This is a genomic window from Pseudomonas pisciculturae (assembly GCF_015461805.1).
Taxonomy (GTDB): Bacteria; Pseudomonadota; Gammaproteobacteria; order Pseudomonadales; family Pseudomonadaceae; genus Aquipseudomonas; species Aquipseudomonas pisciculturae.
The window spans coordinates 362,628-383,484 of sequence record NZ_JACVZE010000005.1 but is presented as its reverse complement, the minus strand read 5'-3'; the positions used below and the strand labels follow the sequence as shown (position 1 = coordinate 383,484).

Genomic DNA, 20,857 nt, shown 5'->3' with positions numbered 1-20,857 from the left:
TGCCTGGCATTTCCAGGCGCAGCGGATTTTTTCAGCCAAAAAACGGATAACAATAACAATGAAAATCCCCGCTAACGCCCGTACCGCCTTCACCTTCGCCGTCGCGTCCGTATTGCCCCTGCACGTTTCGGCAGCGGGTTTTGTCGAAGACGCCAGCGTCAACCTGAACCTGCGTAACTTCTACCTCAACCGCAACTTCACCAACGATGGCTACGCCCAAGGCAAGGCTGAGGAGTGGACCCAGAGCTTTATCCTCGATGCCCGTTCGGGCTTCACCCAAGGCGTGGTGGGGTTTGGCGTGGACGTGTTGGGCCTGTACTCGGTCAAGCTCGACGGTGGCAAGGGCACCGGTGGCTCGCAGTTGTTGCCCCTCGACGCAGATGGCCGCCCGGCAGACGACTTTGGCCGGTTGGCGGTGGCCGGCAAGATGAAGATCGGCAAGACCGAACTCAAGGTGGGCGAGTGGATGCCGGTGTTGCCGATCCTGCGCTCCGACGATGGCCGCTCGTTACCGCAAACCTTCAGCGGCGGGCAGTTGACGTCCAAGGATATCGACGGCCTGACTCTCTATGGCGGTCAGTTTCGCCAGAACAGCCCGCGCAATGATTCGAGCATGGGCGACATGTTCATGCAGGGTAAAACCGCCTTCACGTCGGACCGTTTCAACTTTGTCGGTGGCGAATTGAGCTTCAACGACAAGCGCACCCTGGTCGGCCTGTGGAACGCGCAGTTGAAGGACATCTACCAGCAGCAATACCTGCAACTGGTGCACAGCCAGCCGCTGGGGGACTGGACCTTGGGCGCCAACCTTGGCTACTTCTGGGGCCGCGAGGATGGCAGCGCCCGCGCTGGCGACCTCGACAACCGCACCTTCTCGGCGCTGCTCTCGGCCCGTTACGGCGGCAGCACCTTCTACGTGGGCCTGCAAAAACTCAGCGGTGACGATGCCTGGATGCGGGTCAACGGCACCAGCGGCGGCACCCTGGCCAACGACAGCTACAACAACAGTTATGACAATGCCCGTGAAAAATCCTGGCAACTGCGCCACGACTACAACTTCGTGGTGCTCGGTTTGCCAGGGCTGACCTTGATGAACCGCTACATCAGCGGCGACAACGTGCACAGCGGTAGCGTCACCGACGGCAAGGAGTGGGGACGTGAATCCGAACTGGGCTACACCGTTCAAAGCGGTACGTTCAAGGACTTGAACCTGCGCTGGCGCAACTCCAGCCTGCGCCGCGACTACAGCAGCAACGAGTTCGACGAAAACCGCGTGATCGTCAGCTACCCGTTGAGCCTGCTTTGACCACCTGCCAGCTCGTGGGTCACCCGGCGGATCATGCCCATCAGGGCCTCCGCCACCGGTGAGTGCAGGCAGCCGTTGCGGTAGGTCAAGCCAATGGCGCGGCTGGTTTGCTTGAGTTCCAAGGGCAGGATGCACAGCTCGCCAGAGGCGATTTCCTGCTCCAACTGGTGGGCGGACACGGCGGCGAGCATGTCCGAGCGCAACAGCAGGCCACGTATGATCGCCATGTCGGCACTTTCCACCACCGGCCGGGGCGCGGCGATGCCGACCCCGGTCAAGCACGCGTCGAGCATCTGCCGCGCCGGTGAGCCTGCGCGCGGCAGCACCCAGCGGGCGCGGGCCAGCTCTTCTTGAACAGCGGTGTGGGTGCACAGCGGGTGATCGCGGCGCGCCAACACCACCATCTCTTCCGTCAGCAGCGCTTCGCCCACCAGGTCACTGGCATAGGCGGCGGAACGCAGGGCACCGAAAATAAAGTCCACATCACCGGCACGCAGCTCGGTGGCCAGCAGGTCGAAAGGGCTCTCGTTGGTGATCACCTGGATGCCAGGGTGCTCGTCCATCAAACGCACGATGGCCTCGGGCAGGATACGCGTGCGGCCCAGGGGCAGGGCGCCGACCTGCACCACGCCCTGCAAGGTGCCACGGATAGCGGTGATATCGGTTTCGAGATGGCGCAGCTCGTTGAGTGCGCGGCGGATCGGGAACAGGATTTCATGGCTCGCCCGGGTCGGTTGCAGGCCACGCGGCGTGCGTTCGAACAGGGTTTGCCCGCAGCCACTTTCCAGCACCTTCAGGGTCGAGCTGACGGCCGGCTGGCTCAGGCCGAGCAGACCGGCGACGGTCTGCATGTGCCGGGTTTCGCAGAGTTTGACGAACACTTGCAGGCGTCGGGCCTGGAACAGGTACAACGGCTCCACAGCGTGTTTGTCGCCGACGTCCAGTAGCTTGGGCACCGTGTCCAGCTCCGCCAGCACCCGTCGCGCCCGTGGCAGCAGGCGCACGCCAAAATCAGTCGGGCGCATGCCATTGGCATGGCGTTCGAACAGCGCCACGCCCAGGCGCTCTTCCAGTTCGCAGATCGAGCGGGTCACCACCGATTGTGCACGAAACAACGCCACCGACGCCTTGGACACACTGCCGTGGTCGGCCACCCGCACAAAGGCGCGTACGTGCATCAGGCTGGGCAGTTCGTGGGAATCCATGGGGGCATGCTCCGCAGGTCGGCGTTCGAGCCGGACTATGCCCGTGCCCCTTTAGTGTGGCAATAAAAAGTGTGGCAATAAAAAAAACGCATACCTCGAACACTCGAACGCATTACTCGGTTGGCCGGGCCGATGCGATGCTCATTGCAACCGCAGGAGGAGCATCCGCAATGACCCAATCACCTAAAACCGCGCTGGTTGTAAGCGCCCACTCCGCCGATTTTGTCTGGCGTGCGGGCGGCGCCATCGCGCTGCATGCGCAGCAAGGCTACCGCGTGCACATCGTCTGCCTGTCGTTCGGCGAGCGCGGCGAGTCGGCCAAGCTGTGGCGCAAGGGCGAGATGAATGAAGCCGTCGTCAAGGCCGCCCGCCGCGAAGAAGCCCAAGCCGCCGCCGATATTCTCGGCGCCAGCGTGGAGTTCTTCGATATCGGCGACTACCCGATGCGCGCCGACAAGGACACCTTGTTCCGCCTGGCCGACGTATTCCGCCGCGTGCAGCCGGAGTTCGTGCTCAGCCATTCCCTCAAAGATCCTTACAACTACGACCACCCTCTGGCCATGCACCTGGCGCAAGAAGCACGCATCATCGCCCAGGCCGAAGGCTACAAGCCGGGGGAGAAAATCATCGGCGCACCGCCCGTGTACAGCTTCGAACCGCACCAGCCCGAGCAGTGCGAATGGCGCCCCGACGTGCTGCTGGACATCACCGATGTGTGGGACAAAAAGTACGCCGCCATCCAGTGCATGGCCGGCCAGGAACACCTGTGGGAGTACTACACCCGCGTCGCCCTGCAACGCGGCGTGCAGGCCAAGCGCAACGTCGGTATCGCCTCCAGCCGCAACATCGTTTACGGCGAGGGTTACCAGAGTATTTTCCCCCGCGTTACGGAGAACCTGGCATGAGTGAACATATCGGCAAGACCGGCATTGTGGTGCGCAACGTGGCGCGTGCCGACGCGGCGCTGGTGGATGAGTTGCAGCGTTACGGCGTTGCCACTATCCATGAGGCTCAGGGGCGCAAGGGGCTGCTGAACCCGGCCATCCGACCGATCCAGCAGGGCACCGCGATCAGTGGTTCGGCCATCACCGTGCTGGTGGCGCCCGGCGATAACTGGATGTTCCATGTGGCGGTGGAGCAATGCCGCCCTGGCGACATCCTGGTGGTGGCGCCGAGTTCGCCGTGCACTGACGGTTATTTCGGTGACCTGCTCGCCACCTCGCTCAAGGCCCGTGGCGTGCGGGCGCTGGTGATCGACGCCGGTGTACGCGACACCCTCACGTTGCGTGGCATGGGCTTCCCGGTGTGGTCCCAGGCGGTCAGCGCCCAAGGCACGATCAAGGAGACCCTTGGCTCGGTGAACGTGCCGCTGGTGTGCGGCGGCCAGTTGGTCTACCCCGGCGACGTGGTGGTGGCCGATGACGATGGCGTGGTCATCGTGCGCCGTACCGAGGTGCCGCAGGTGGTCGAGGCCAGCCGTGCACGCGCCGACCTGGAAGAGCAAAAGGCCGTGCGCCTGGCCAACGGCGAGCTCGGCCTGGACATCTACACCATGCGCGGGCGCCTGGAGGAGAAAGGCTTGCGCTACATCGACAGCCTTGACGACCTATGAGCCAGAGCCGCATTCCCTGCCTGCTGATGCGCGGTGGCACGTCCAAGGGCGCGTATTTTTTGGCCAGTGATTTGCCTGAACAGCCTGCGCTGCGTGACCGCCTATTGCTGGCGGCCATGGGCTCACCGGATGCGCGGCAGATCGACGGCATTGGTGGGGGTGACTCGCTGACCAGCAAGGTCGCGATCATCCAACCGTCCACCCGCGCCGGGGCAGATGTGGACTACCTGTTTGCCCAAGTACTGGTGGACGAACCCCGTGTCGATTATGGCCAGAACTGCGGGAATATCCTCGCCGGTGTCGGCCCGTTTGCCATCGAGCGTGGCCTGGTGGCGGTGACCGGGGCGCTTACGGCGGTGCGAATCTACATGGAAAACACCGGGCAGATCGCGGTGGCCCATGTACCCACCGCCAACGGCGCAGTGCGCTACGACGGTGAGGCACGTATCGACGGCGTGCCGGGGTGTGCCGCGCCACTGATTGTCGAGTTTGAAGACATCGCCGGCTCCAGTTGTGGCGCGCTGCTGCCGACCGGCAATGCGTTGGACGTGATCGACGGTATCGAAGTGACCTGCATCGACAACGGCATGCCGGTGGTGTTGCTGCGCGCTGAAGACCTGGGTCGCAACGGCGATGAAAGCCCCGCCGAACTGGAGGCAAACACCCCGCTCAAAGCGCGCCTGGAGTCGATCCGCCTGCAAGCCGGCCCACTGATGAACCTGGGGAACGTGGCCCAGCGCAACGTGCCGAAAATATGCCTGATCGCGCCGGCACAGAAGGGCGGCGCGCTGAGTACCCGTAGCTTTATCCCCCATCGTTGTCACACCAGTATTGGCGTGTTTGGTGCGGTCAGCGTCGCGGCCGCATGCCTGGTCGACGGCAGCGTCGCGGCGGGTGTGGCCCGTGTGGGGGAGGGCGAGGTGCGACAGCTGGCGGTTGAGCATCCAACGGGCGAGTTCACGGTTGAGTTGCGCCTGAGTGAGGGGCGACTGGTGAGCTGCGGGCTGATGCGTACGGCGCGGTTGTTGTTTGATGGGGTGGTGTGCGTATGACGAGCCGGTTCTATCGATGATCTGTACGTTCTTGGCAACCGTTTGCTTGAGTGGCACTCTTGCGCAGTTTTCAGAATGGAAGAGTTGCTCGCGATATGTCCGGAAATGCGCCAGGGATTCAGAAAAAAAAGCGGGCTGGCGGTGCGGCCAACGCAATGGGAATGAATTTTCAGGCCGCTGCTACGGCGTATGCCTGTGTTTGTATGCTTGAGGAGGAACCCCTCGCCTGGTTGGAAAAGCTGTGCGCCGAACCGCCTGTGCCTGTAGCCGTCATCCCTGAGAGCGGTGGCCCTGGAGATGATATTCGGATTGAGTTCAAGGGCGGTTTCGTTGCTGAAGTGCAGGTGAAGAAGGGGCTAAGGGCGGCCGAGCCTCTATGGAAGTCCTTGGATGCGTTGGCGAAGGCAATTCACGAGAGGACGCTTGCCTATGGTGTGCTCGTCGTTGATCCCGAGTCGAGCAAAGCGATCCGCACCGACCTCGCCAAGGATATTATTCGCGCGGCCAAGGGGCAGGATTTTTTAGCGGATGGTCTTTTTAGTACGTGGAAACTCCGGCTTGAGTCTTTGAACATCCCTTTCGAGTTTGTATGCCAGCGGATTCGGATCAAGATTTTCCATGGCACAGAAGAAAATAGCGGTGATGTGAAGCGCGCGCGAAGGGCCCTGGGTCAGTTGATGATATCGGACGGCGTATCCAAAAAAGCTTGGGCCACGCTTCTCGAAGAAGTGGGCTGTGAAATGGAATTCAGCGGCCGAATGACCAACGACTCACTTGCGGACATGTTTTCTCGCAATGGGTTTGCCCTGAATTCCCAGGTATGCTCGGCTGCTCTGTATGCACGGTATCGTGATTGGGTGAAAGATCAGAATTCGGACTTTGCCTGGCCGGGCGCGAGAAAGGGCTTGCCATTGGACAGCCGACTGCCCTTGCAGGTCTGTCGATACGAACACTCCAGGTCTTCTGACGAAAGTGTTTACTCCGCAGTGAAACGCTATCGTGATGGAGCGCAAGCTAAACGTTATTCGGATAAATTCGCCATGGATTGGCTCTCTCGTTTCAAGAAACGAGCAGTCGTTGTCGCGGGTCCGGGTCTTGGCAAGACAATGGCGTTGAAAGTGCTTGCACATCGCTACTCGGTGGATGGTTATTTCGTGCTGTCGGTGCGGCTCAAACAGGTTGCCAAGGTGTTGGCCGAAGGCAATACCTTCACGTTCGCATTGATTGAGACGGCTGTGGAAAATTCAGGCCTCAGTCGCGAAGCTTTTTTGTCGATTGACCCGGGTCGGTGGGTTTTGCTGGCGGATGGTTTGGATGAGTGCGGGACTGAGCACGGTTCCATTGCGCGTCAACTGAGGACGTTTGTGTCGGGCCACCCTGGTATGCGAGCCGTCATCACCACAAGGCGTGTGGGTTACGAAACCCACGAACTCGAAAAGTGGGCACACTATGAAATCATTCCTCCGGCAAAGGAGGAAGGGCCCTCCAATCTGGCGAAGCTGATGCTGGCTGCGGCGCACGGCAGTCGATCGATGCGGGAATGTGAAGCAATTGCCGAGGCTCAACTACGCAAGTCACCCGCGTCGGCAGCGATCAGCACCAGCCCGCTGCTGCTTGGGATGTCTGCCTGCCTCCTGCTTCAATACCATGATCTGCCAGAGAGCAAGACTGAGCTCTATATTAAGTTCTTGCAGCTTTACGACAAGCTTCCACCTGAACTCACTGTTGAAAGTAAAGTACCCGCCCTTACCGTACTGAACACGCTCGGTTGGTTGCTTCGAAAAAAACCTGCCGACGAGCGTTCCGCCCTTGAAAGTCAATGCGTTCGTGAGTTGGGTTTTGAAGGTTATTCTCTGTCGGAGGCAAAAAAACAGGTTCATATCGCGCTCGAACACTGGATGGCGTTAGGGTTAATCGAACAACTGAGTCATCAGTGCACAGAGTTGTTGACCTTCACACATCTGTCTTTTGCTGAGTTTCTCGCTGCAAGGCACCTGTTGGAGCATCAGCCGCGATTGTTGGGGGATGTGGTGTATGACTCGCAATGGCAGGAAGTCTTGGGCTACGCAGTCGAGCTTGGTTTGTCCCCCTCACTCGAAGATGACCTTTTGGTGCGTCATGAAAAGGGTGACTCTGAGGCGCTTTATTATGCTTTGCTCTGGTCCTCGAAGTTCGAGGCCGCCGCCAGTGCAGAGTCAATCAAGAGGTTGGTCGGTGCAGCCATTAAAGTTCTTGACGGCTCTCCACCGGCATCCGCTTCGCTTCATTTAAAGGCAGGGCTTGGGTTGTGTAAAATCGCGCCCAAGGCCAACGGCCTCCTGGACGCGTGGGTAAGTCGCCACCTTGAATCTGCTGACCCCACCCTTCGACTGATCGCCTGGGGTATCGCTTCGCAGTGTGCCATTACGTTACCGGGGACCTTGCTGGCCCGCCCGGCTTTTTTTGATCTGTTGACTATTCACGGTAGGCCTTTTGACGTGCACGATATTCTCTCAACGCGCGTGCGCCATGAAGCGGTGCTTCTTGAGTACGCCGCGCTGGTGGCGCTCAAGTCCTGCAGTGAGGAGGAGATAGAGGCGTTCACGGACGACTTGTCAGCCGACGGACGCCTGCAGAAATCGTTAGAATTCCGGCTGCAGATTATGGCGATTCGTGATGATCTGGGCATTGAGCGGAAATTTGAAGGCCCGGCTAAAACTTGGGCTGATTTCTTTCCAAGCGTTGAACCAGACCCTAAGGGGCTTGATCGCTTGAGAGATCGTAAGCGTCGCGTGTCAACGCTATTGGCGCAGGCATTTTGCAGAGGTGCAGCGAAGGAGCAATGTGGTGCCTTTCCTCAGTTCGCGGCGTTTATCGCTTCTGCTGAAATAGACCACTACAACCTGCATGAAGAGTTTGGGGACGAAGAACCAGAGGACACTATCAGCTTCGGCTCGACTTTGAGAGATTTCGCACTATTCCAAGGGCTCGATCTGGTTGAGCTCGCAGAAGAAGCCAGGGCAGTGCTTTATCGTCTCGATACGGAGCCACAATTCTCACTGTTCGATGAACTGCCCCTTGTGGACGTTGACCTCAACGGGGGAGCTGGTTGCTCGACGCCCAAAGTGAACGTGGAACATGCCAAGCGTAATTTGCTCGCAGGCTCCAAGAAAGCTCAACACTTGGCCGCTGTACTGCTGCTGCAAATCACGCTATGCGAGGAAAGTCTTTCTAAGCTACTAAATGACGCCAAGGGTCTAGCTTTAGGACTGGTCTGCTTGCTGATTGAGCGAAACCGCCCTGACCGGGCCATTGAGCTGCTTGTAAGTTATTTACAGCGCTCCGACTGCCAACAGCCTGATTACATCCTACAAAGTTTGGAGCGTTTACGGCCTTCTCTAACTGATGAACTTGAAAGCCTTACCTTTGGTTACCTTACTCATGCCAACCCTGAGGTCGTGGTCAGCGCTGTCGACCTCGTCAAGGTCTGGGTGCAAGATGAACACTTTTCGCGAGTAGTGCTTGTTGAGCAGGCGTTGAAACGCTGGGAGGGCCGCACCAACTTTTATACTCATTTCGATCGGGATGTGCGCGTTGAGCTCAAGGACCTACGGGAGGCTATGGTTGCAGTGGAATAGTTGAGCCAAAGGTTGGTCGCTGATTGAGCCGCTGGCAAAGCTCATCCAGCCAGGGCGTATCCGGCATCCAATCGGCACGGCCAAACCGGAACCGCAGCGCGTCCAGCAATACCGTCACCACGAGAGGCGCCATGCCTGGAACACCCTCGCCGTGGTAACGCGGCGGGTTCAGGTTCAGCCGTGTCAGGCCCTCTATCAACGTATCCCGGCGGCGCAGGCCTACGAATGACTCATCGAAATTCTCGAGCGACCGGCGCCCGATGATGATGGATGCGAACGCTTCGATCAGCTCGAAGGCCAGCGCCGTCTGGGCCAGCTCGGCAGGTGTGCTGCGTGGCAGGGTTCGGTCGGGGTAGGCACTTTCCAGGTATTGGGCGATACACAGGCTGTTGCTGATCGCCATATCGTCGATGACCAACACTGGTACCTTGCACGCCGGGTTGGCCTTCATCAACGCCTCGGAGCAGGCCCAGGGGTCGACCATGATTTCTTCATGGGGGATGTTTTTCTCCCGCAGCAATATGCGCACGATGCGTGCAAAGGGGGAGGTGGGGCTTACGAACAGTTTCATTTGGCTGCCTGGGGTTTTTGGCTATTGGGGCATCGGTATCGATACGACACTGCGGTGAGCGAGGCCGGTTGTAGTGAGCGGGCAAATCCGGTCAATACAAGACGTACTCGGGGAACGATCCGGGAATCGCGGAGTTTTTGTGAATTCGTGAAAATTTGAGTTGGCTTTAGTTGGGGTCTATCGCCGCTTTCTATCCTGTGAAGTGTCGATAGCGTCATAGCTTGCGCGGCACATCCATTCTGTCATGAAGGATGCGGATGATCGAAATCCCATAGGCAGTGATCCGAAAGTAAATCATGTGCTGCTCAATGCTTCGTCTTCGATAGCCAAGTCGAATGTGGTCGCAGGCGGGAGCTGTTTTCGGGTGCTGCGCCAAATCTGAAAACATCGTAGTCAAAATTTCGATGTATTGGTTTGCCTGCTTTGCGCTCCACTGCTGGGCGGTATAAACCCAGATCGCTTCGAGGTCGCGCTCGGCGGCGGGGGGTAAGGCGGTATTCAGCCATGTATCTTCAGCATCCTTTTCTTGAAGGCTTCGGCGTCGAAAGGGCGCGGCTTACCGCTGGCCTCTCCTTCAAGCAGTGCTGCACGAATGGCCTCTACCTCAGTGCTGCGTTCCTGTTCGCGGCGGATCAAGTCCCGGATGTACTCGCTGTCATTGGTGTAATGGCCGGCCTCGATCTGCGCTTTTATCCAGCCATCTTGCTGATCAGTCACAGTGATAGTTTTTCGCACAGTAGCCATGAAGAACTCCCAGAAAAGAAAATGGCGAGATAACGCTATCATACTATTGGTGCGAAATTGCGTATCTGTGATGAGTGGCGATAACGCCAGCGCACCCGCTCGAAGATTTGAGGAAATGGGCCGATATGTCGATATCAGACCAAACCATGCCGCACCCAGGCTATTTTCGGTCGATGCTGGCCGCGTAAGGTGACCCCATCATTAAAAATGATGATCGCCTGACTCTTCAGTCAGTAGGCCTTACGTCGATCACCGAGAATAAGAAAACAATGAATAGCCCGACCCCGAAGGATACCAACGCCCAGTTGGCGCAGGGCTTCAAGCCGCGCCATGTCACCATGCTTTCCATTGCCGGCATTATCGGTGCGGGGTTATTTGTCGGCTCCGGGCATGCCATTGCGGCGGCGGGGCCGGCAGTGCTGCTGGCGTATTTTTTCTCCGGCCTGTTGGTGGTGCTGGTCATGCGCATGCTCGGGGAGATGGCGGTGGCCAACCCGGACACGGGGTCGTTCTCGACCTATGCCGACCAGGCCATCGGCCGCTGGGCCGGGTTTACCATCGGTTGGTTGTACTGGTGGTTCTGGGTGCTGGTGATCCCCATCGAGGCCCTGGCCGCCGGGCATATCCTCAATCAATGGTTCCCGCAGATCGACGCTTGGCTGTTTGCCTTGTTGTCGATCTTTTTGTTGGTGGTCACCAACCTGTTCAGCGTATCCAAGTACGGCGAGTTCGAGTTCTGGTTTGCCATGGCCAAGGTGGTGGCGATCATTGGGTTTATCGGTGTGGGCTTTGCGGTGCTGATGGGCTGGGTGCCTGAGCGTGAGGCCAGTGGGCTCAGCCAGTTGATGCAGGACCATGGCGGGTTCGCACCCAACGGGTTGTCGGCGGTGGTGGGGGCGTTTATCACCATCATGTTCAGTTTTATCGGCACTGAAGCGGTCACCATCGCGGCGGCAGAGTCCAGCAACCCGGCGCAGAACATCGCCCGCGCAACGCGTTCGGTAATGTGGCGCATCGGTGTGTTTTATGTGCTGTCGATCTTTGTGGTGATCTCGGTGGTGCCGTGGGATGACCCGCTGCTGGCCTCGGTCGGTTCGTATCAGCGGGCGCTGGAATTGATGAATATTCCCCACGCCAAGCTGCTGGTGGACGTCGTGGTGTTGATCGCCGTGGCCAGTTGCATGAACTCATCGATCTATATTGCTTCGCGCATGCTGTTTTCCCTGGGCAAGCGCGGTGATGCACCGGCCATGCTGAAGAAGACCTCGGCGGCCAGTGTGCCCCGGGCCGCGGTAATCGCCAGCACCATCCTGGGAGCGGGCGTGACGTTGCTCAGCTACTTCATGCCGGCCGGGCTGTTCCAGTTCCTGCTTGCCAGCTCAGGCGCCATCGCCTTGTTGGTGTACTTGGTGATCGCCGTTTCCCAACTGCGCATGCGCAAGATCCTGCTGCGCCGCAACGTCAAATTGACCTTCAAGATGTGGCTGTTTCCTTGGCTGACCTGGCTGGTCATCGCCTTTATCTGCACGGCCTTGACGGTGATGTTGGTAACGCCCGAGCACCGCTTTGAAGTGTCGTCGACCATTGGCCTGGCCCTGATCATTTCCTTCATCGGGTTGATCACCGCGCGGCATCCCGAGGGTGCGCCGAAGTCGGTGCCTGCAGTCTCGCGGCCATGAGTGTGCGGCCTGTCAGCAGCTTGGTGTTCTTGCTGCTGGACCAGTTCACCCTGATCTCCCTGGCCTCTGCCTTGGAGCCCTTGCGCATGGCCAACCAACTGTCGGGGCAGGAATTGTATCGCTGGCACACCGCGAGCGTTGACGGCCACCCGGTGTGGGCCAGTGACGGGGTGCCCATCACGCCGGATGGTTCGATCAGCAGCGTGCCGCCAGCGGATACCGTGATCTTGTGCGGTGGCACCAATATCCAAGGCACGGTGACGGTTGAGTTGGTCAAGTGGCTGCGTAGCCAGGCGCGATATTCCAAGCGCCTGGGGGGCATTTGTACCGGCAGTTGGGTGTTGGCCCGGGCCGGGTTGCTCGACGGTTTCGAGTGCAGCGTGCACTGGGAATGGTTGGCGGCCATGCAGGAGGCTTTTCCACGGGTGACGGTCAGTTCCAGCCTGTTCAGCCTCGACCGTGACCGCCTCACCAGCTCCGGCGGCACCGCGCCCCTGGACATGATGCTGCACCTGATCGGCCGCGATCACGGGCATGAACTCTCGGCGGCGATCTCGGACATGTTCGTGTACGAGCGTATTCGTAACGAACAGGACCATCAGCGCGTCCCTCTCAAGCACATGCTCGGCACCCAACAACCGAAGTTGCAGGAAATCGTCGCGTTGATGGAGGCCAATCTTGAAGAACCGATCAACCTGGATGAATTGGCGGCATTTGTTGACTTGTCGCGCCGCCAGCTCGAGCGCATGTTCCAGAAATACCTGCTGTGTTCGCCCTCACGTTACTACCTGCGCTTGCGCCTGATTCGGGCGCGGCAGTTGCTCAAGCAAACGCCTATTTCAATCGTGGAATTGGCGGTGCTGTGTGGCTTTGTGTCCACGCCGCACTTCTCCAAATGCTACCGCGAATACTTCGGCGTGCCGCCCAGTGATGAGCGTTCGGCGACAGACAGTGAGCGCTCGATTGTGGTCAAACCGATCATTCATCGTCAGCCCGTTGCAGCGCCGATGAATCCTTTGGAGCAGGCACGGGGGGAGTCGACGTTTGCCAGTGTCAAGCAGCTGAAGTAATGAACCCGTGATGCGCTTTACTGTGGGCAGACCAAGTAACGGGTCGACCGTGAGAGCGTCATCGCAGGCAAGCCAGCTCCCACTTTTGGATTTGTGCCTGGCACAGGAAACAAGCACACCACCAGTCCCATGTGGGAGCGGGCTTGCTCGCGAAAGCGGTGGGTCAGCCAATACATCTGGTGCTGACACACCGCAATCGGGGGCAAGCCCCCTCCCACATTTGAACTGTGTTACGCCGGGCTTTTAGTACGCAGCGGTGTAGATCGCCAACGCATCCGCCTCATTCACTTCACGCGGGTTGTTCACTAACAGTCGTTGTTGCTGCATCGCACTGCGAGCCAGTTCGGGCAGGCTTTCCAGGGTCACGCCCGCATCTCTCAGGCGCAGCGGCAGGCCCACGGCGGCATGTATGCGCTGCATCTCGGCAATGAACTGCGCCGCGCCATCTCCCGCTTCCAGCCGTTGCCCCAAAACGCATGGCGCGAGTTCGGCATAGAGCGCGCCTGCGTGGGACAAGTTGAACGCCAACACCGGGTTGAGCACCAGCGCGTTGGACAGCCCATGGGGCAAGTGAAACGTAATCCCCAACGGATACGCCAGCGCATGCACCGCCGCCACCGGGGCGTTGGCGAAGGCCTGGCCGGCCAGGCACGCGCCTAGCAGCATGGCCTGGCGTGCCTCCAGGTTCTGTGGCTCGCGGACTGCCAGCTCAAGGTTGGCACTGAGCAGGCGCAAGGCTTCGCGGGCCAGCAGGTCGGAGATCGGGTTTTTACGCAGCTTGCTGGTGTAGGCCTCAATGGCGTGCACCATCGCATCGATACCGGTGGCGGCAGTGACCGGGCCGGGCAGGCCGACGGTCAGTTGCGCATCAAGAATCGCCAGGTCCGGCAGCAACTGTGGCGACACCACGCCGGATTTGCCGGTGGCCGTGGTGACAATGGAAATCGGCGTGACTTCCGAGCCGGTGCCAGCGGTGGTCGGCACTTGGATCAGCGGCAAGCGGGTGCCGCTGGCCTGGTTGACGCCGTAGATATCGCTCAGGCCCTGGCGTTGCTCGGGGTGTGCGAGGTAGGCGACCAGCTTGGCGGTGTCCATGGAGCTGCCGCCACCGAAGCCGATGATCAGGTCGGCAGCCATTTCGCGAGCCTGGGCGGTGGCGGCCAGCACCAGTTCTTCGGCGGGGTCAGCGAGGACTTCGCTGTACACCTGCACGTTGATATCGGCGGCGGTGAAGCCGGGCAACACCGAATCCAGCAGGTTGTGGCGCAGGATGCCGGCGTCGGTCACCAGCAAGACGTTACGCGCGCCACGGGCGGCGCAGTGTTCGGCGAGTTGGGCGGCGGCGCCGCTGGCGCAGATCAGGTGGGCGGTGGTGCTGAAATTGAAAGCTTGCATTAAAGAACCTCTACGTATTCTTGGATGCACCGGGGTGCTTATTCGGGTTGAGGGGGCAGGCCGGCTTCGATAATAGCCTGGGCCACCGCTTCCATGCTGCTGCGGCTGGCCATGGCATCGCGTTGCAGGCGGCGATGGGCGTCGTTTTCACCGATACGATGGCGAGCCATGAGCAAGGCCTTGGCCATGGATATCTTGGACACCGCCGGTTGCCGGGTTTGTAATTTGCGCAGTTGCGCCAGCATGTCGATGCGTGCGCGCCAGGCAGCGCGAGCCATCAGCAACTGGGTCAGCAGGCCAAACGGCCGTAGCGGGCGCTCGATGACGGCAGCCGGCTGGGTTTCCAGTACCAGTTGCAGCATCGAGGGGTTTTCATAGCCGACCACGGCGATGATCGGCGGCGCTTGTTCGCTGAGGCCTTCCACCAGCGCCTGGGTGTTCTGGCGCTGGCTGAGTTCCACGGCCAGCAGCACCACGTCGGTGTGCTCTGGCAAGTGCGCAGGCACCGGCCAGCATTGCTCGACGATGCACCCGATGCGCTGCAACTGGTCCAGTACCACGCGGGCTTCAGCGTCCACCGGGTGGATCACCAGCACGCGCAGGCCCTTGAGTTCGCGCAGCAACGAAGGTGCGCTGCTGCCGCTCATGGCTGCGCTTCCAGTTGGTAGTCGACCATATAGGGGCTGGGTTTCACCGGTTGCTCGCTGTGCACTACCAGCTCGAAACGGCGCTGATGATCGAGGCGGGCGATGCGTGGCCACAGCCAGGTGTGTTGGGTGTCTGCGTCAATTTGCACGCGGCCCTGGGGGGCGTCGAACTGCGCGCCGGCCAAGGCCTGGCGCAGCGCTTCGACGGATGAACCCTGCGCGCGCCGCGCCGCTTCGGCAAACAGATGCACCTGGAAATACGCGGCCTCGGCCCCCGCTGTCAGCGGTGCCTCATCACCAAAACGTGCCCGGTAGCGCGCCACGAAGGCTTGGCTGGCGGGCGTCTGCAAAGTGGAAAACCACGGCGCCGCCGACACGTGCCCCTCGGCTTCCTCCGCGCTCATGCGCAACACATCCACCTCGTTGGTAGCGAGGCTAACGATGGGCATGCGCGCCGGGTCGAAACCGGCCTGTCGATAGGCCCGGTGCAGCGCCGGGATATCGCTGCCGACGATGGTCGAGTAGATCGCATCCGGCGCCGTGGCGCGCGCCTGTTGCATCACCCGTTCGAAGTCCTCGGCGGTGGCGTGGAAGGGCAGGTAGATTTCATCCACCACTTCGCCGCCGGCCTGTTCGAACAGCTCGCGCATGATGCGGTTGGACTCGAACGGGTACACGTACGAGCCCCCAACAAACAGCACGCGGTTGCCGAAGTGTTCCAGTACATACCGCGCCAGTTGCACCGAGTTCTGGTTCGGTGCGGAACCGGTGTAATAACACCACGGCGAGTATTCAAACCCCTCATAGAGCGTGGGGTAGAACAGCAAGCGGCGACGGCTCTCGACCACCGGCAGCACGGTTTTGCGGGTGCTCGACATGTGGGTGCCGAACAGCACCTGCACTTGGTGTTCGTCACACAGGCGCACGGCGCTGTCGCGATAGTCCGCAGGTTCGGCGCCGGGGTGGCCATCTACCGGCACCAGCAACCGGCCATGGATGCCGCCCGCGTCGTTGACCTCGGCGATGGCCAGGTGGGTGGCATTGGCCTGGGTGGTCTCCGAGGCAGCGGTGAGGCTGCTCTCGGAAAACAACAGGCCGACTTTGTAGTCGGGGGTGCTCATGACGTCAGGCTTTCCCAGTCGATATGTTGTTCGAACGCGTGCGCTACCTGATACAGCATGGCTTCGTCGTAGTCCTGCGCTACCAGCATCATGCCTACTGGCAGGCCACTGGCAAGCCCGCAGGGGATCGACAGGGCAGGGTGGCCGGTCACGTCGAACGGCGCGGTGTTGGCGTTCATTTCCAGGGCCCGTTGTACCCACTCGCTGGGCGAGGCATTTGCGGTGGGCAGTTTGGGCGCCGTGAGCGGCACGGTGGGCATCAGCAACACGTCGAAATCCTGCAAGTGCTGTTCGTAAGCCGCACGCAGTTGCCGGGCGGCATTCTGGGCCTTGGCGTAGTACTGGCCGCCAAAGCGCTGGTAGGCATACTCACCGGCCAGCAGGCAGGTTTTCAGGTCGTGGGGGAATTGCTCGGCCTTACTCTGCCAATCTTGTTGGGCGCGCATCAGGCTTTCCACGTACAGGCCTTTCCAGTTCGAGCCGTAATTGTAGCCGCGCAGCAATTGGGTGGTGCCTTCTACCGCAATCGGCGTCCAGATCGCGTGGCCCAGGGCGTGCAGCGGAATCGAGATGTCCTCGACCCTGGCGCCGAGGTCTTCGAACATCGCCGCAGCACGCCGCACCGCCGCATCCACATCCGCCTCGGAGTTGGCGTGGCCGAAGCCTTCGCGCACCACCCCGATTCGCAAGCCCTTGCAGCCCTTGCCCAATGCCTGGGTATAGGCCTCGGTAGGCACGACGCGATCCTGGCGAGGGTCGAGCCCGTCGGCGCCAGCCAGCACCTCCAGTAGCAGGGCGTTATCGGCCAGGTTGGCGCTCATGATCCCGGCGTGGTCCAGGGTCATTTCGATGGGCATGATGCCGGTGTAGGGGATCAGCCCGTGGGTCGGTTTCATACCATAGATGCCGGAATAGGCCGCCGGGATACGCACCGAGCCACCTTGGTCGGTGCCGATGCCCAGGTCCACCTCGCCAGCGGCGATCAACGCCGCGCAGCCCGACGACGAGCCCCCGGTGGAATGCCCCGGATTACGCGGGTTGTGCACCGCGCCGGTGGCGTTGGTGTGACTACTGCCCGACACGCAGAAAAACTCGCAATGGGCCTTGCCGAGGATCTGCCCGCCAGCATCCAGCACGCGGGTGGCCACGGTGGCGTCGAGGTCCGGCACATAGCCGTGCAGGGTCGAGGCACCGTTCATCATCGGCACGCCGGCCAGGCAGATATTGTCCTTGAGCGCCACGCGCTTGCCGGCCAGTTTGCCGCTGGCGGCGCCCTGGATATCGGTGCGCACGTACCAGGCGTTGTAGCGATTGTCCGTCGGCACCTGGCCCGGGCCGCGTGGGTAGCGCTGTGGTGCGGGCGGGGTGGCGATGGCGTCGAGGCGGTCGTAGTCCTGCCATACGGCTTCAAGAATGTGTGCGTATTCATCCAGCAGCGGCTCGGCCAGTTCCAGGCCAAGGCTGCGACCGACTTCAGTGAGATCGGCCAGGGTAGGGCGTTGAATCGACATAGCAGGTTCCTTATGCATGAAAGCCCATGAAGCGCTCGGCAATGGCCTCGGCACTGGTGTGGGCCGGGTCGACCTCGTCCACCAGTTGGCCGTTCTCGATGATCAGGATGCGGTCGGACAAGGCACTCAAGAATTCAATGTCTTGCTCCACCAGGATCACCGCCAGGCTTTGCTCCACCCGCAGGCGTTGCAGGGTTTCAATGATTTCATCGCAGATCGAGGGCTGGATGCCTTCGGTGGGCTCGTCCAGCAGGATTATGTTCGGCTCGCCGCACAGGCAGCGGGCCAGGGCCAGCAGTTGTTGCTCACCGCCGGATAGCGCGCCGCCCGGTTGGTCGAGCAAGCGTTGCAGGCGCGGGAAGTACGCGAGGATGCGTTCGATGGTGGCGTCGGCCTTGGCAAAATCCTTCACGCAGCCCATGCGCAGGTTTTCCCGCACGCTTAAGAAAGGGAAGATCTGCCGACCTTGGGGCACATAGCCGATACCGGCGCGGGCGCGCTGGTGGGCGGCGGCGCGGCTCAAGTCCTCGCCATCGAAATGCAGGCTGCCAGCCATGGTGGGAATTTCCCCCATCAGCGCACGCAGCAAGGTGGTCTTGCCCATGCCATTGCGCCCCAGTACGCCCACGCAGGTGTTGGCCGTGCAGCTCAAGCGGATGTCGCGCAGCACGGGAATACGCCCGTAACCGGCGGATAAACCGATGACTTCAAGCATGTTTGATCTCCTGCTTGCCCAGGTAGGCTTCGCGCACGGCGGGGTCTTGGGTGACTTCGGCAAAACTGCCTTGGGCCAGGATCTCGCCTCTGTTGAACACGGTGACGGTGCCGGCGATCAGGCGGATAAACTCCATGTCGTGCTCCACCACTACCACGGTGCTGTGGGCGTTGATTTCCTTGATCAGCGCGGCGGTCTTGCGCACTTCCTGATAGGTCATGCCGGCCGCCGGTTCGTCCAGCAGCACCAACTCCGGGCGCGAGGCGAGGATCATGCCCAGCTCCACCCATTGGCGTTGGCCGTGGGCCAAATCGCCCACCAGGCGTGTGCGCAGCTCTGTGAGGCCGATGCGTTCCAGGGTTTGTTCGGCGGTGTTGCGCGCTTCGCTTGGGGTTTGCCGACGGCTGGCGGCCAGGCGCAGGTTCTCAAGCACATCCAGGCCGTCGAACACGCTGGGGGCTTGGGTCTTGATGCCAATGCCGAGCTGGGCGACTTTATGCGGCGCCAGCCCGGAAATACGCTGGCCCTTGAAGTGGCATACACCACGGGTGGGTTTGAGCTGGCCGCTGAGCATCTTGAAAAAGGTGCTTTTACCGGCGCCATTGGGGCCGATCAGGCAGCGCAGTTCGCCACTTTCCAGGGTGAAATCCACCTCCTTTACCGCATGCACGCCGCCGAAGCTCACGCCCAGGCCTTGGGTTTGCAACAGGCTCATAGTGCGCGCTCCTGTGCAGGCATGGATCGTGGGCGACGCTGGAAAACACGCGATAGAAAACCGCTCAACGTCGGCAGCAAACCACGCGGCAACAGCATCACAAACACCAGCAAAATCAGACCCAGCACAAAGCCGCTGTCCACATGCTGTTGCTCACCCAGCCGCGCCATCAGCGCCTGGATGCCGATGCACGCCAGGATCGGCCCGAACAAGGTGCCGCGCCCGCCGACGATCACCCAAATGATGATCTGCGCCGACTGCGCCAGCCCAAACACACCGGGGCTGACAAACGCGCCCCAGTTGGCGAACAGGCAACCGGCCAAACCAGCGATACCGCCACCGAGGCTGAACACGATCAGCTTGTGCAGGCGCGTGTCATAACCCAGCAGACCGGCGCGCTGTTCGTTTTCACGAATCGCTACTACGACTTTGCCGAAACGGCTGGCGAGCAGTGCGCGCAGGCCCAGGTAGCACAGGATCAATGCGCCGCCGATCACCTGGAACAGGGTTTCCGGTTCCAGCACACGGTCCGGGTTGAACGGCACATTCAATGTGGGGATCGCAGGTATCCCGTTGAAACCACCGAGCAAGGCGCTGCCGATGTGGTACTCGGAACCGGACGTGGAGTTCATCACATTGAACAGAATCAGCGTCACCGCGAGGGTAATCACCCCCAGGTACACATCGCTGATGCCGCCGTAAAACATGAAGTAACCCATGGCCGCCGCGACCAACGCAGGTACTGCGATGGCCAGCAACACCGGCCAGGTGCTGTCGCCGAGGTTGATTACGCCGATGGCATAGGCGTAGGCCCCCAGGCCAAAAAACGCCGCCTGGCCAAAGCACAGGATGCCGCCGAAACCCCAGATAAACGCCAGGCTCAGGGCCAACAGCGCCATCACCAGGTAGATGGTCAGGGACAGCAAGGTAAACAGGTCGAGCCATTGCGGCAGGACAGCTACCAGCACGGCGGCGATGACACAACCGAGCACGGGCAGCAGGGTGCGAGTATCAACAGGCATCAGAACGCCCTCCGAAAGAAACGACCGGTAATGCCCTGGGGCAGAACCCGGATCAACACAATGGCCGCCAGCAGCAATGCCACTTCACCGAACACCGGGGTGCTGAAAAACGTCACCACCTGGCTGATCACCCCAAAGCCACCGGCGGCGCTCAGGGTACCGGTGATCACTGCACTGCCGCCGCCGATCACGGTGATAAAGGCCTTGGCGATGTAGCTGGCGCCCAAGGTCGGAATCACTCCGGTAAGCGGCGCCAACACCGCACCGCCCAAACCGGCCAGCGCCGCGCCCAGGCCAAACGTGAGGCTGTAGATGCGCCCGGGATTGGCCCCCAACGCCGCTGCCATCTTGGCGTTTTGCATGGTGGCGCGGGCGCACAGTCCAAAGTGGGTAAAGCGCAGCAACGCCCACATGCCCAGCAACACCGCCACGGCCACGCCGATCACAAACAGCCCGTAGCCGCTGGTTTGATAAGCGCCGATGGTGATGCCCGGCAATGGCGAGCTAATGCCCACCGTGGTGTTGCCAAACAGCATGGTGGCCGCGCCGGTCAGGGCCAGGCTCAGGCCCCACGTGGCGAGCATGGTGTCGATCATGCGGCCATACAGGTGCCGCACCAGCAGGCGCTCCACCAGCATGCCGAACAACCCCACGGTCAACGGCGCCAGCACCAGGATCGAAATCCAGATCGGCACATGCAGGTGATGGGTGGCGAGCACGGCGACGTAACCGCCGAGCATCATGAATTCACCGTGGGCCAGGTTGATGATCTTCATCATCCCGAACACCACCGCCAGGCCGATGCTCAACAGCACCAGCGTGGCGATGGCGCCCACGATTTGCAGGGAAAAAATAGCAGCCCAATCCATGTCGGC

Annotated in this window: 18 protein-coding genes and 1 pseudogene; 7 read left to right on the top strand and 12 right to left on the bottom strand. The window is 60.8% G+C overall.

Features of this window, described 5'->3' with window-relative positions; genetic code table 11:
• The first annotated feature begins 58 nt into the window (after positions 1-58).
• Positions 59-1,306 carry an OprD family porin gene (locus tag ICY20_RS16230; RefSeq protein WP_194937981.1) on the top strand — a complete coding sequence of 416 codons (1,248 nt, stop codon included), beginning with the start codon at positions 59-61 and terminating at the stop codon, positions 1,304-1,306.
• Here the strand turns inward: ICY20_RS16230 and ICY20_RS16225 are convergent.
• Positions 1,285-2,511, bottom strand: a complete 1,227-nt coding sequence (locus ICY20_RS16225; RefSeq protein ID WP_194937980.1) for a LysR family transcriptional regulator — start codon at positions 2,509-2,511, stop codon at positions 1,285-1,287. The genes ICY20_RS16230 and ICY20_RS16225 overlap by 22 nt on opposite strands.
• 170 nt (positions 2,512-2,681) lie before the next feature.
• On the opposite strand from ICY20_RS16225, the gene galB reads away from it, so the two are divergent.
• From galB to ICY20_RS16205, 4 genes are all read left to right on the top strand, one after another.
• The gene (galB, locus tag ICY20_RS16220) at positions 2,682-3,416 is read left to right on the top strand and encodes a 4-oxalmesaconate hydratase (RefSeq protein ID WP_194937979.1); all 735 of its coding nucleotides are present in this window, start codon (positions 2,682-2,684) and stop codon (positions 3,414-3,416) included.
• On the top strand, positions 3,413-4,123 hold the full coding sequence (locus ICY20_RS16215) for a 4-carboxy-4-hydroxy-2-oxoadipate aldolase/oxaloacetate decarboxylase (RefSeq protein ID WP_194937978.1): 711 nt from the start codon (positions 3,413-3,415) through the stop codon (positions 4,121-4,123). Before galB ends, ICY20_RS16215 begins: the two co-directional genes overlap by 4 nt.
• Positions 4,120-5,175, top strand: a complete 1,056-nt coding sequence (locus ICY20_RS16210; protein WP_194937977.1) for a 4-oxalomesaconate tautomerase — start codon at positions 4,120-4,122, stop codon at positions 5,173-5,175. Before ICY20_RS16215 ends, ICY20_RS16210 begins: the two co-directional genes overlap by 4 nt.
• 95 nt (positions 5,176-5,270) lie before the next feature.
• Positions 5,271-8,792, top strand: coding sequence for an NACHT domain-containing protein (locus ICY20_RS16205; protein ID WP_194937976.1), 3,522 nt, complete (start codon positions 5,271-5,273; stop codon positions 8,790-8,792).
• On the opposite strand, the gene ICY20_RS16200 is transcribed toward ICY20_RS16205, so the two are convergent.
• The 3 genes and pseudogenes from ICY20_RS16200 to ICY20_RS16190 all read right to left on the bottom strand — a co-directional run bounded on the left by ICY20_RS16200 (position 8,773) and on the right by ICY20_RS16190 (position 10,107).
• Entirely contained in the window at positions 8,773-9,363 is a 591-nt protein-coding gene (locus tag ICY20_RS16200; RefSeq protein WP_194937975.1) for a glutathione S-transferase family protein, read from the bottom strand. The two genes, ICY20_RS16205 and ICY20_RS16200, sit on opposite strands and share 20 nt — an antisense overlap.
• Before the next feature lie 214 nt (positions 9,364-9,577).
• Positions 9,578-9,869 (bottom strand): annotated as a pseudogene (locus tag ICY20_RS16195) (type II toxin-antitoxin system RelE/ParE family toxin).
• On the bottom strand, positions 9,862-10,107 hold the full coding sequence (locus ICY20_RS16190; protein ID WP_194937974.1) for a type II toxin-antitoxin system ParD family antitoxin: 246 nt from the start codon (positions 10,105-10,107) through the stop codon (positions 9,862-9,864). The pseudogene ICY20_RS16195 and the gene ICY20_RS16190 overlap by 8 nt, the downstream one beginning before the upstream one ends.
• Positions 10,108-10,376: 269 nt before the next feature.
• On the opposite strand from ICY20_RS16190, the gene gabP reads away from it, so the two are divergent.
• On the top strand, positions 10,377-11,786 hold the full coding sequence (gene gabP, locus ICY20_RS16185; RefSeq protein ID WP_159962585.1) for a GABA permease: 1,410 nt from the start codon (positions 10,377-10,379) through the stop codon (positions 11,784-11,786).
• Positions 11,783-12,856 carry a choline metabolism transcriptional regulator GbdR gene (gene gbdR / locus ICY20_RS16180; RefSeq protein WP_194937973.1) on the top strand — a complete coding sequence of 358 codons (1,074 nt, stop codon included), beginning with the start codon at positions 11,783-11,785 and terminating at the stop codon, positions 12,854-12,856. Before gabP ends, gbdR begins: the two co-directional genes overlap by 4 nt.
• Before the next feature lie 243 nt (positions 12,857-13,099).
• Here gbdR and ICY20_RS16175 read toward each other — a convergent pair whose 3' ends face one another.
• Genes ICY20_RS16175 through ICY20_RS16140 form a run of 8 tightly spaced genes read right to left on the bottom strand, consistent with a single transcriptional unit; the run spans position 13,100 to position 20,851 of the window.
• Positions 13,100-14,251, bottom strand: a complete 1,152-nt coding sequence (locus tag ICY20_RS16175) for an iron-containing alcohol dehydrogenase (RefSeq protein ID WP_194937972.1) — start codon at positions 14,249-14,251, stop codon at positions 13,100-13,102.
• A gap of 38 nt (positions 14,252-14,289) precedes the next feature.
• A complete protein-coding gene (locus ICY20_RS16170; protein WP_194937971.1) occupies positions 14,290-14,898 on the bottom strand; it encodes an ANTAR domain-containing response regulator in 609 nt (202 codons plus the stop codon).
• Positions 14,895-16,019: a transporter substrate-binding domain-containing protein gene (locus ICY20_RS16165; protein WP_159962581.1), complete on the bottom strand. Its 1,125-nt coding sequence runs from the start codon at positions 16,017-16,019 to the stop codon at positions 14,895-14,897. The genes ICY20_RS16170 and ICY20_RS16165 overlap by 4 nt, the downstream gene beginning before the upstream one ends.
• Positions 16,016-17,530, bottom strand: coding sequence for an amidase (locus ICY20_RS16160; RefSeq protein ID WP_194937970.1), 1,515 nt, complete (start codon positions 17,528-17,530; stop codon positions 16,016-16,018). Before ICY20_RS16160 ends, ICY20_RS16165 begins: the two co-directional genes overlap by 4 nt.
• A gap of 10 nt (positions 17,531-17,540) precedes the next feature.
• Complete coding sequence (locus ICY20_RS16155) at positions 17,541-18,245, bottom strand: ABC transporter ATP-binding protein (protein WP_159962579.1); 705 nt, start codon at positions 18,243-18,245, stop codon at positions 17,541-17,543.
• Complete coding sequence (locus tag ICY20_RS16150) at positions 18,238-18,960, bottom strand: ATP-binding cassette domain-containing protein (RefSeq protein WP_194937969.1); 723 nt, start codon at positions 18,958-18,960, stop codon at positions 18,238-18,240. The genes ICY20_RS16155 and ICY20_RS16150 overlap by 8 nt, the downstream gene beginning before the upstream one ends.
• Positions 18,957-19,982, bottom strand: coding sequence for an ABC transporter permease subunit (locus ICY20_RS16145; RefSeq protein WP_159962577.1), 1,026 nt, complete (start codon positions 19,980-19,982; stop codon positions 18,957-18,959). Before ICY20_RS16145 ends, ICY20_RS16150 begins: the two co-directional genes overlap by 4 nt.
• Entirely contained in the window at positions 19,982-20,851 is an 870-nt protein-coding gene (locus ICY20_RS16140) for an ABC transporter permease subunit (protein WP_159962576.1), read from the bottom strand. The genes ICY20_RS16145 and ICY20_RS16140 overlap by 1 nt, the downstream gene beginning before the upstream one ends.
• Positions 20,852-20,857: the final 6 nt, after the last annotated feature.

Coding starts and splice junctions, on each gene's coding strand:
- ICY20_RS16230 (WP_194937981.1), top strand. CDS start 59: ATGAAAATCCCCGCTAACGCCCGTACCGCCTTCACCTTCGCCGTCGCG.
- ICY20_RS16225 (WP_194937980.1), bottom strand. CDS start 2,511: ATGGATTCCCACGAACTGCCCAGCCTGATGCACGTACGCGCCTTTGTG.
- galB (WP_194937979.1), top strand. CDS start 2,682: ATGACCCAATCACCTAAAACCGCGCTGGTTGTAAGCGCCCACTCCGCC.
- ICY20_RS16215 (WP_194937978.1), top strand. CDS start 3,413: ATGAGTGAACATATCGGCAAGACCGGCATTGTGGTGCGCAACGTGGCG.
- ICY20_RS16210 (WP_194937977.1), top strand. CDS start 4,120: ATGAGCCAGAGCCGCATTCCCTGCCTGCTGATGCGCGGTGGCACGTCC.
- ICY20_RS16205 (WP_194937976.1), top strand. CDS start 5,271: ATGTCCGGAAATGCGCCAGGGATTCAGAAAAAAAAGCGGGCTGGCGGT.
- ICY20_RS16200 (WP_194937975.1), bottom strand. CDS start 9,363: ATGAAACTGTTCGTAAGCCCCACCTCCCCCTTTGCACGCATCGTGCGC.
- ICY20_RS16190 (WP_194937974.1), bottom strand. CDS start 10,107: ATGGCTACTGTGCGAAAAACTATCACTGTGACTGATCAGCAAGATGGC.
- gabP (WP_159962585.1), top strand. CDS start 10,377: ATGAATAGCCCGACCCCGAAGGATACCAACGCCCAGTTGGCGCAGGGC.
- gbdR (WP_194937973.1), top strand. CDS start 11,783: ATGAGTGTGCGGCCTGTCAGCAGCTTGGTGTTCTTGCTGCTGGACCAG.
- ICY20_RS16175 (WP_194937972.1), bottom strand. CDS start 14,251: ATGCAAGCTTTCAATTTCAGCACCACCGCCCACCTGATCTGCGCCAGC.
- ICY20_RS16170 (WP_194937971.1), bottom strand. CDS start 14,898: ATGAGCGGCAGCAGCGCACCTTCGTTGCTGCGCGAACTCAAGGGCCTG.
- ICY20_RS16165 (WP_159962581.1), bottom strand. CDS start 16,019: ATGAGCACCCCCGACTACAAAGTCGGCCTGTTGTTTTCCGAGAGCAGC.
- ICY20_RS16160 (WP_194937970.1), bottom strand. CDS start 17,530: ATGTCGATTCAACGCCCTACCCTGGCCGATCTCACTGAAGTCGGTCGC.
- ICY20_RS16155 (WP_159962579.1), bottom strand. CDS start 18,245: ATGCTTGAAGTCATCGGTTTATCCGCCGGTTACGGGCGTATTCCCGTG.
- ICY20_RS16150 (WP_194937969.1), bottom strand. CDS start 18,960: ATGAGCCTGTTGCAAACCCAAGGCCTGGGCGTGAGCTTCGGCGGCGTG.
- ICY20_RS16145 (WP_159962577.1), bottom strand. CDS start 19,982: ATGCCTGTTGATACTCGCACCCTGCTGCCCGTGCTCGGTTGTGTCATC.
- ICY20_RS16140 (WP_159962576.1), bottom strand. CDS start 20,851: ATGGATTGGGCTGCTATTTTTTCCCTGCAAATCGTGGGCGCCATCGCC.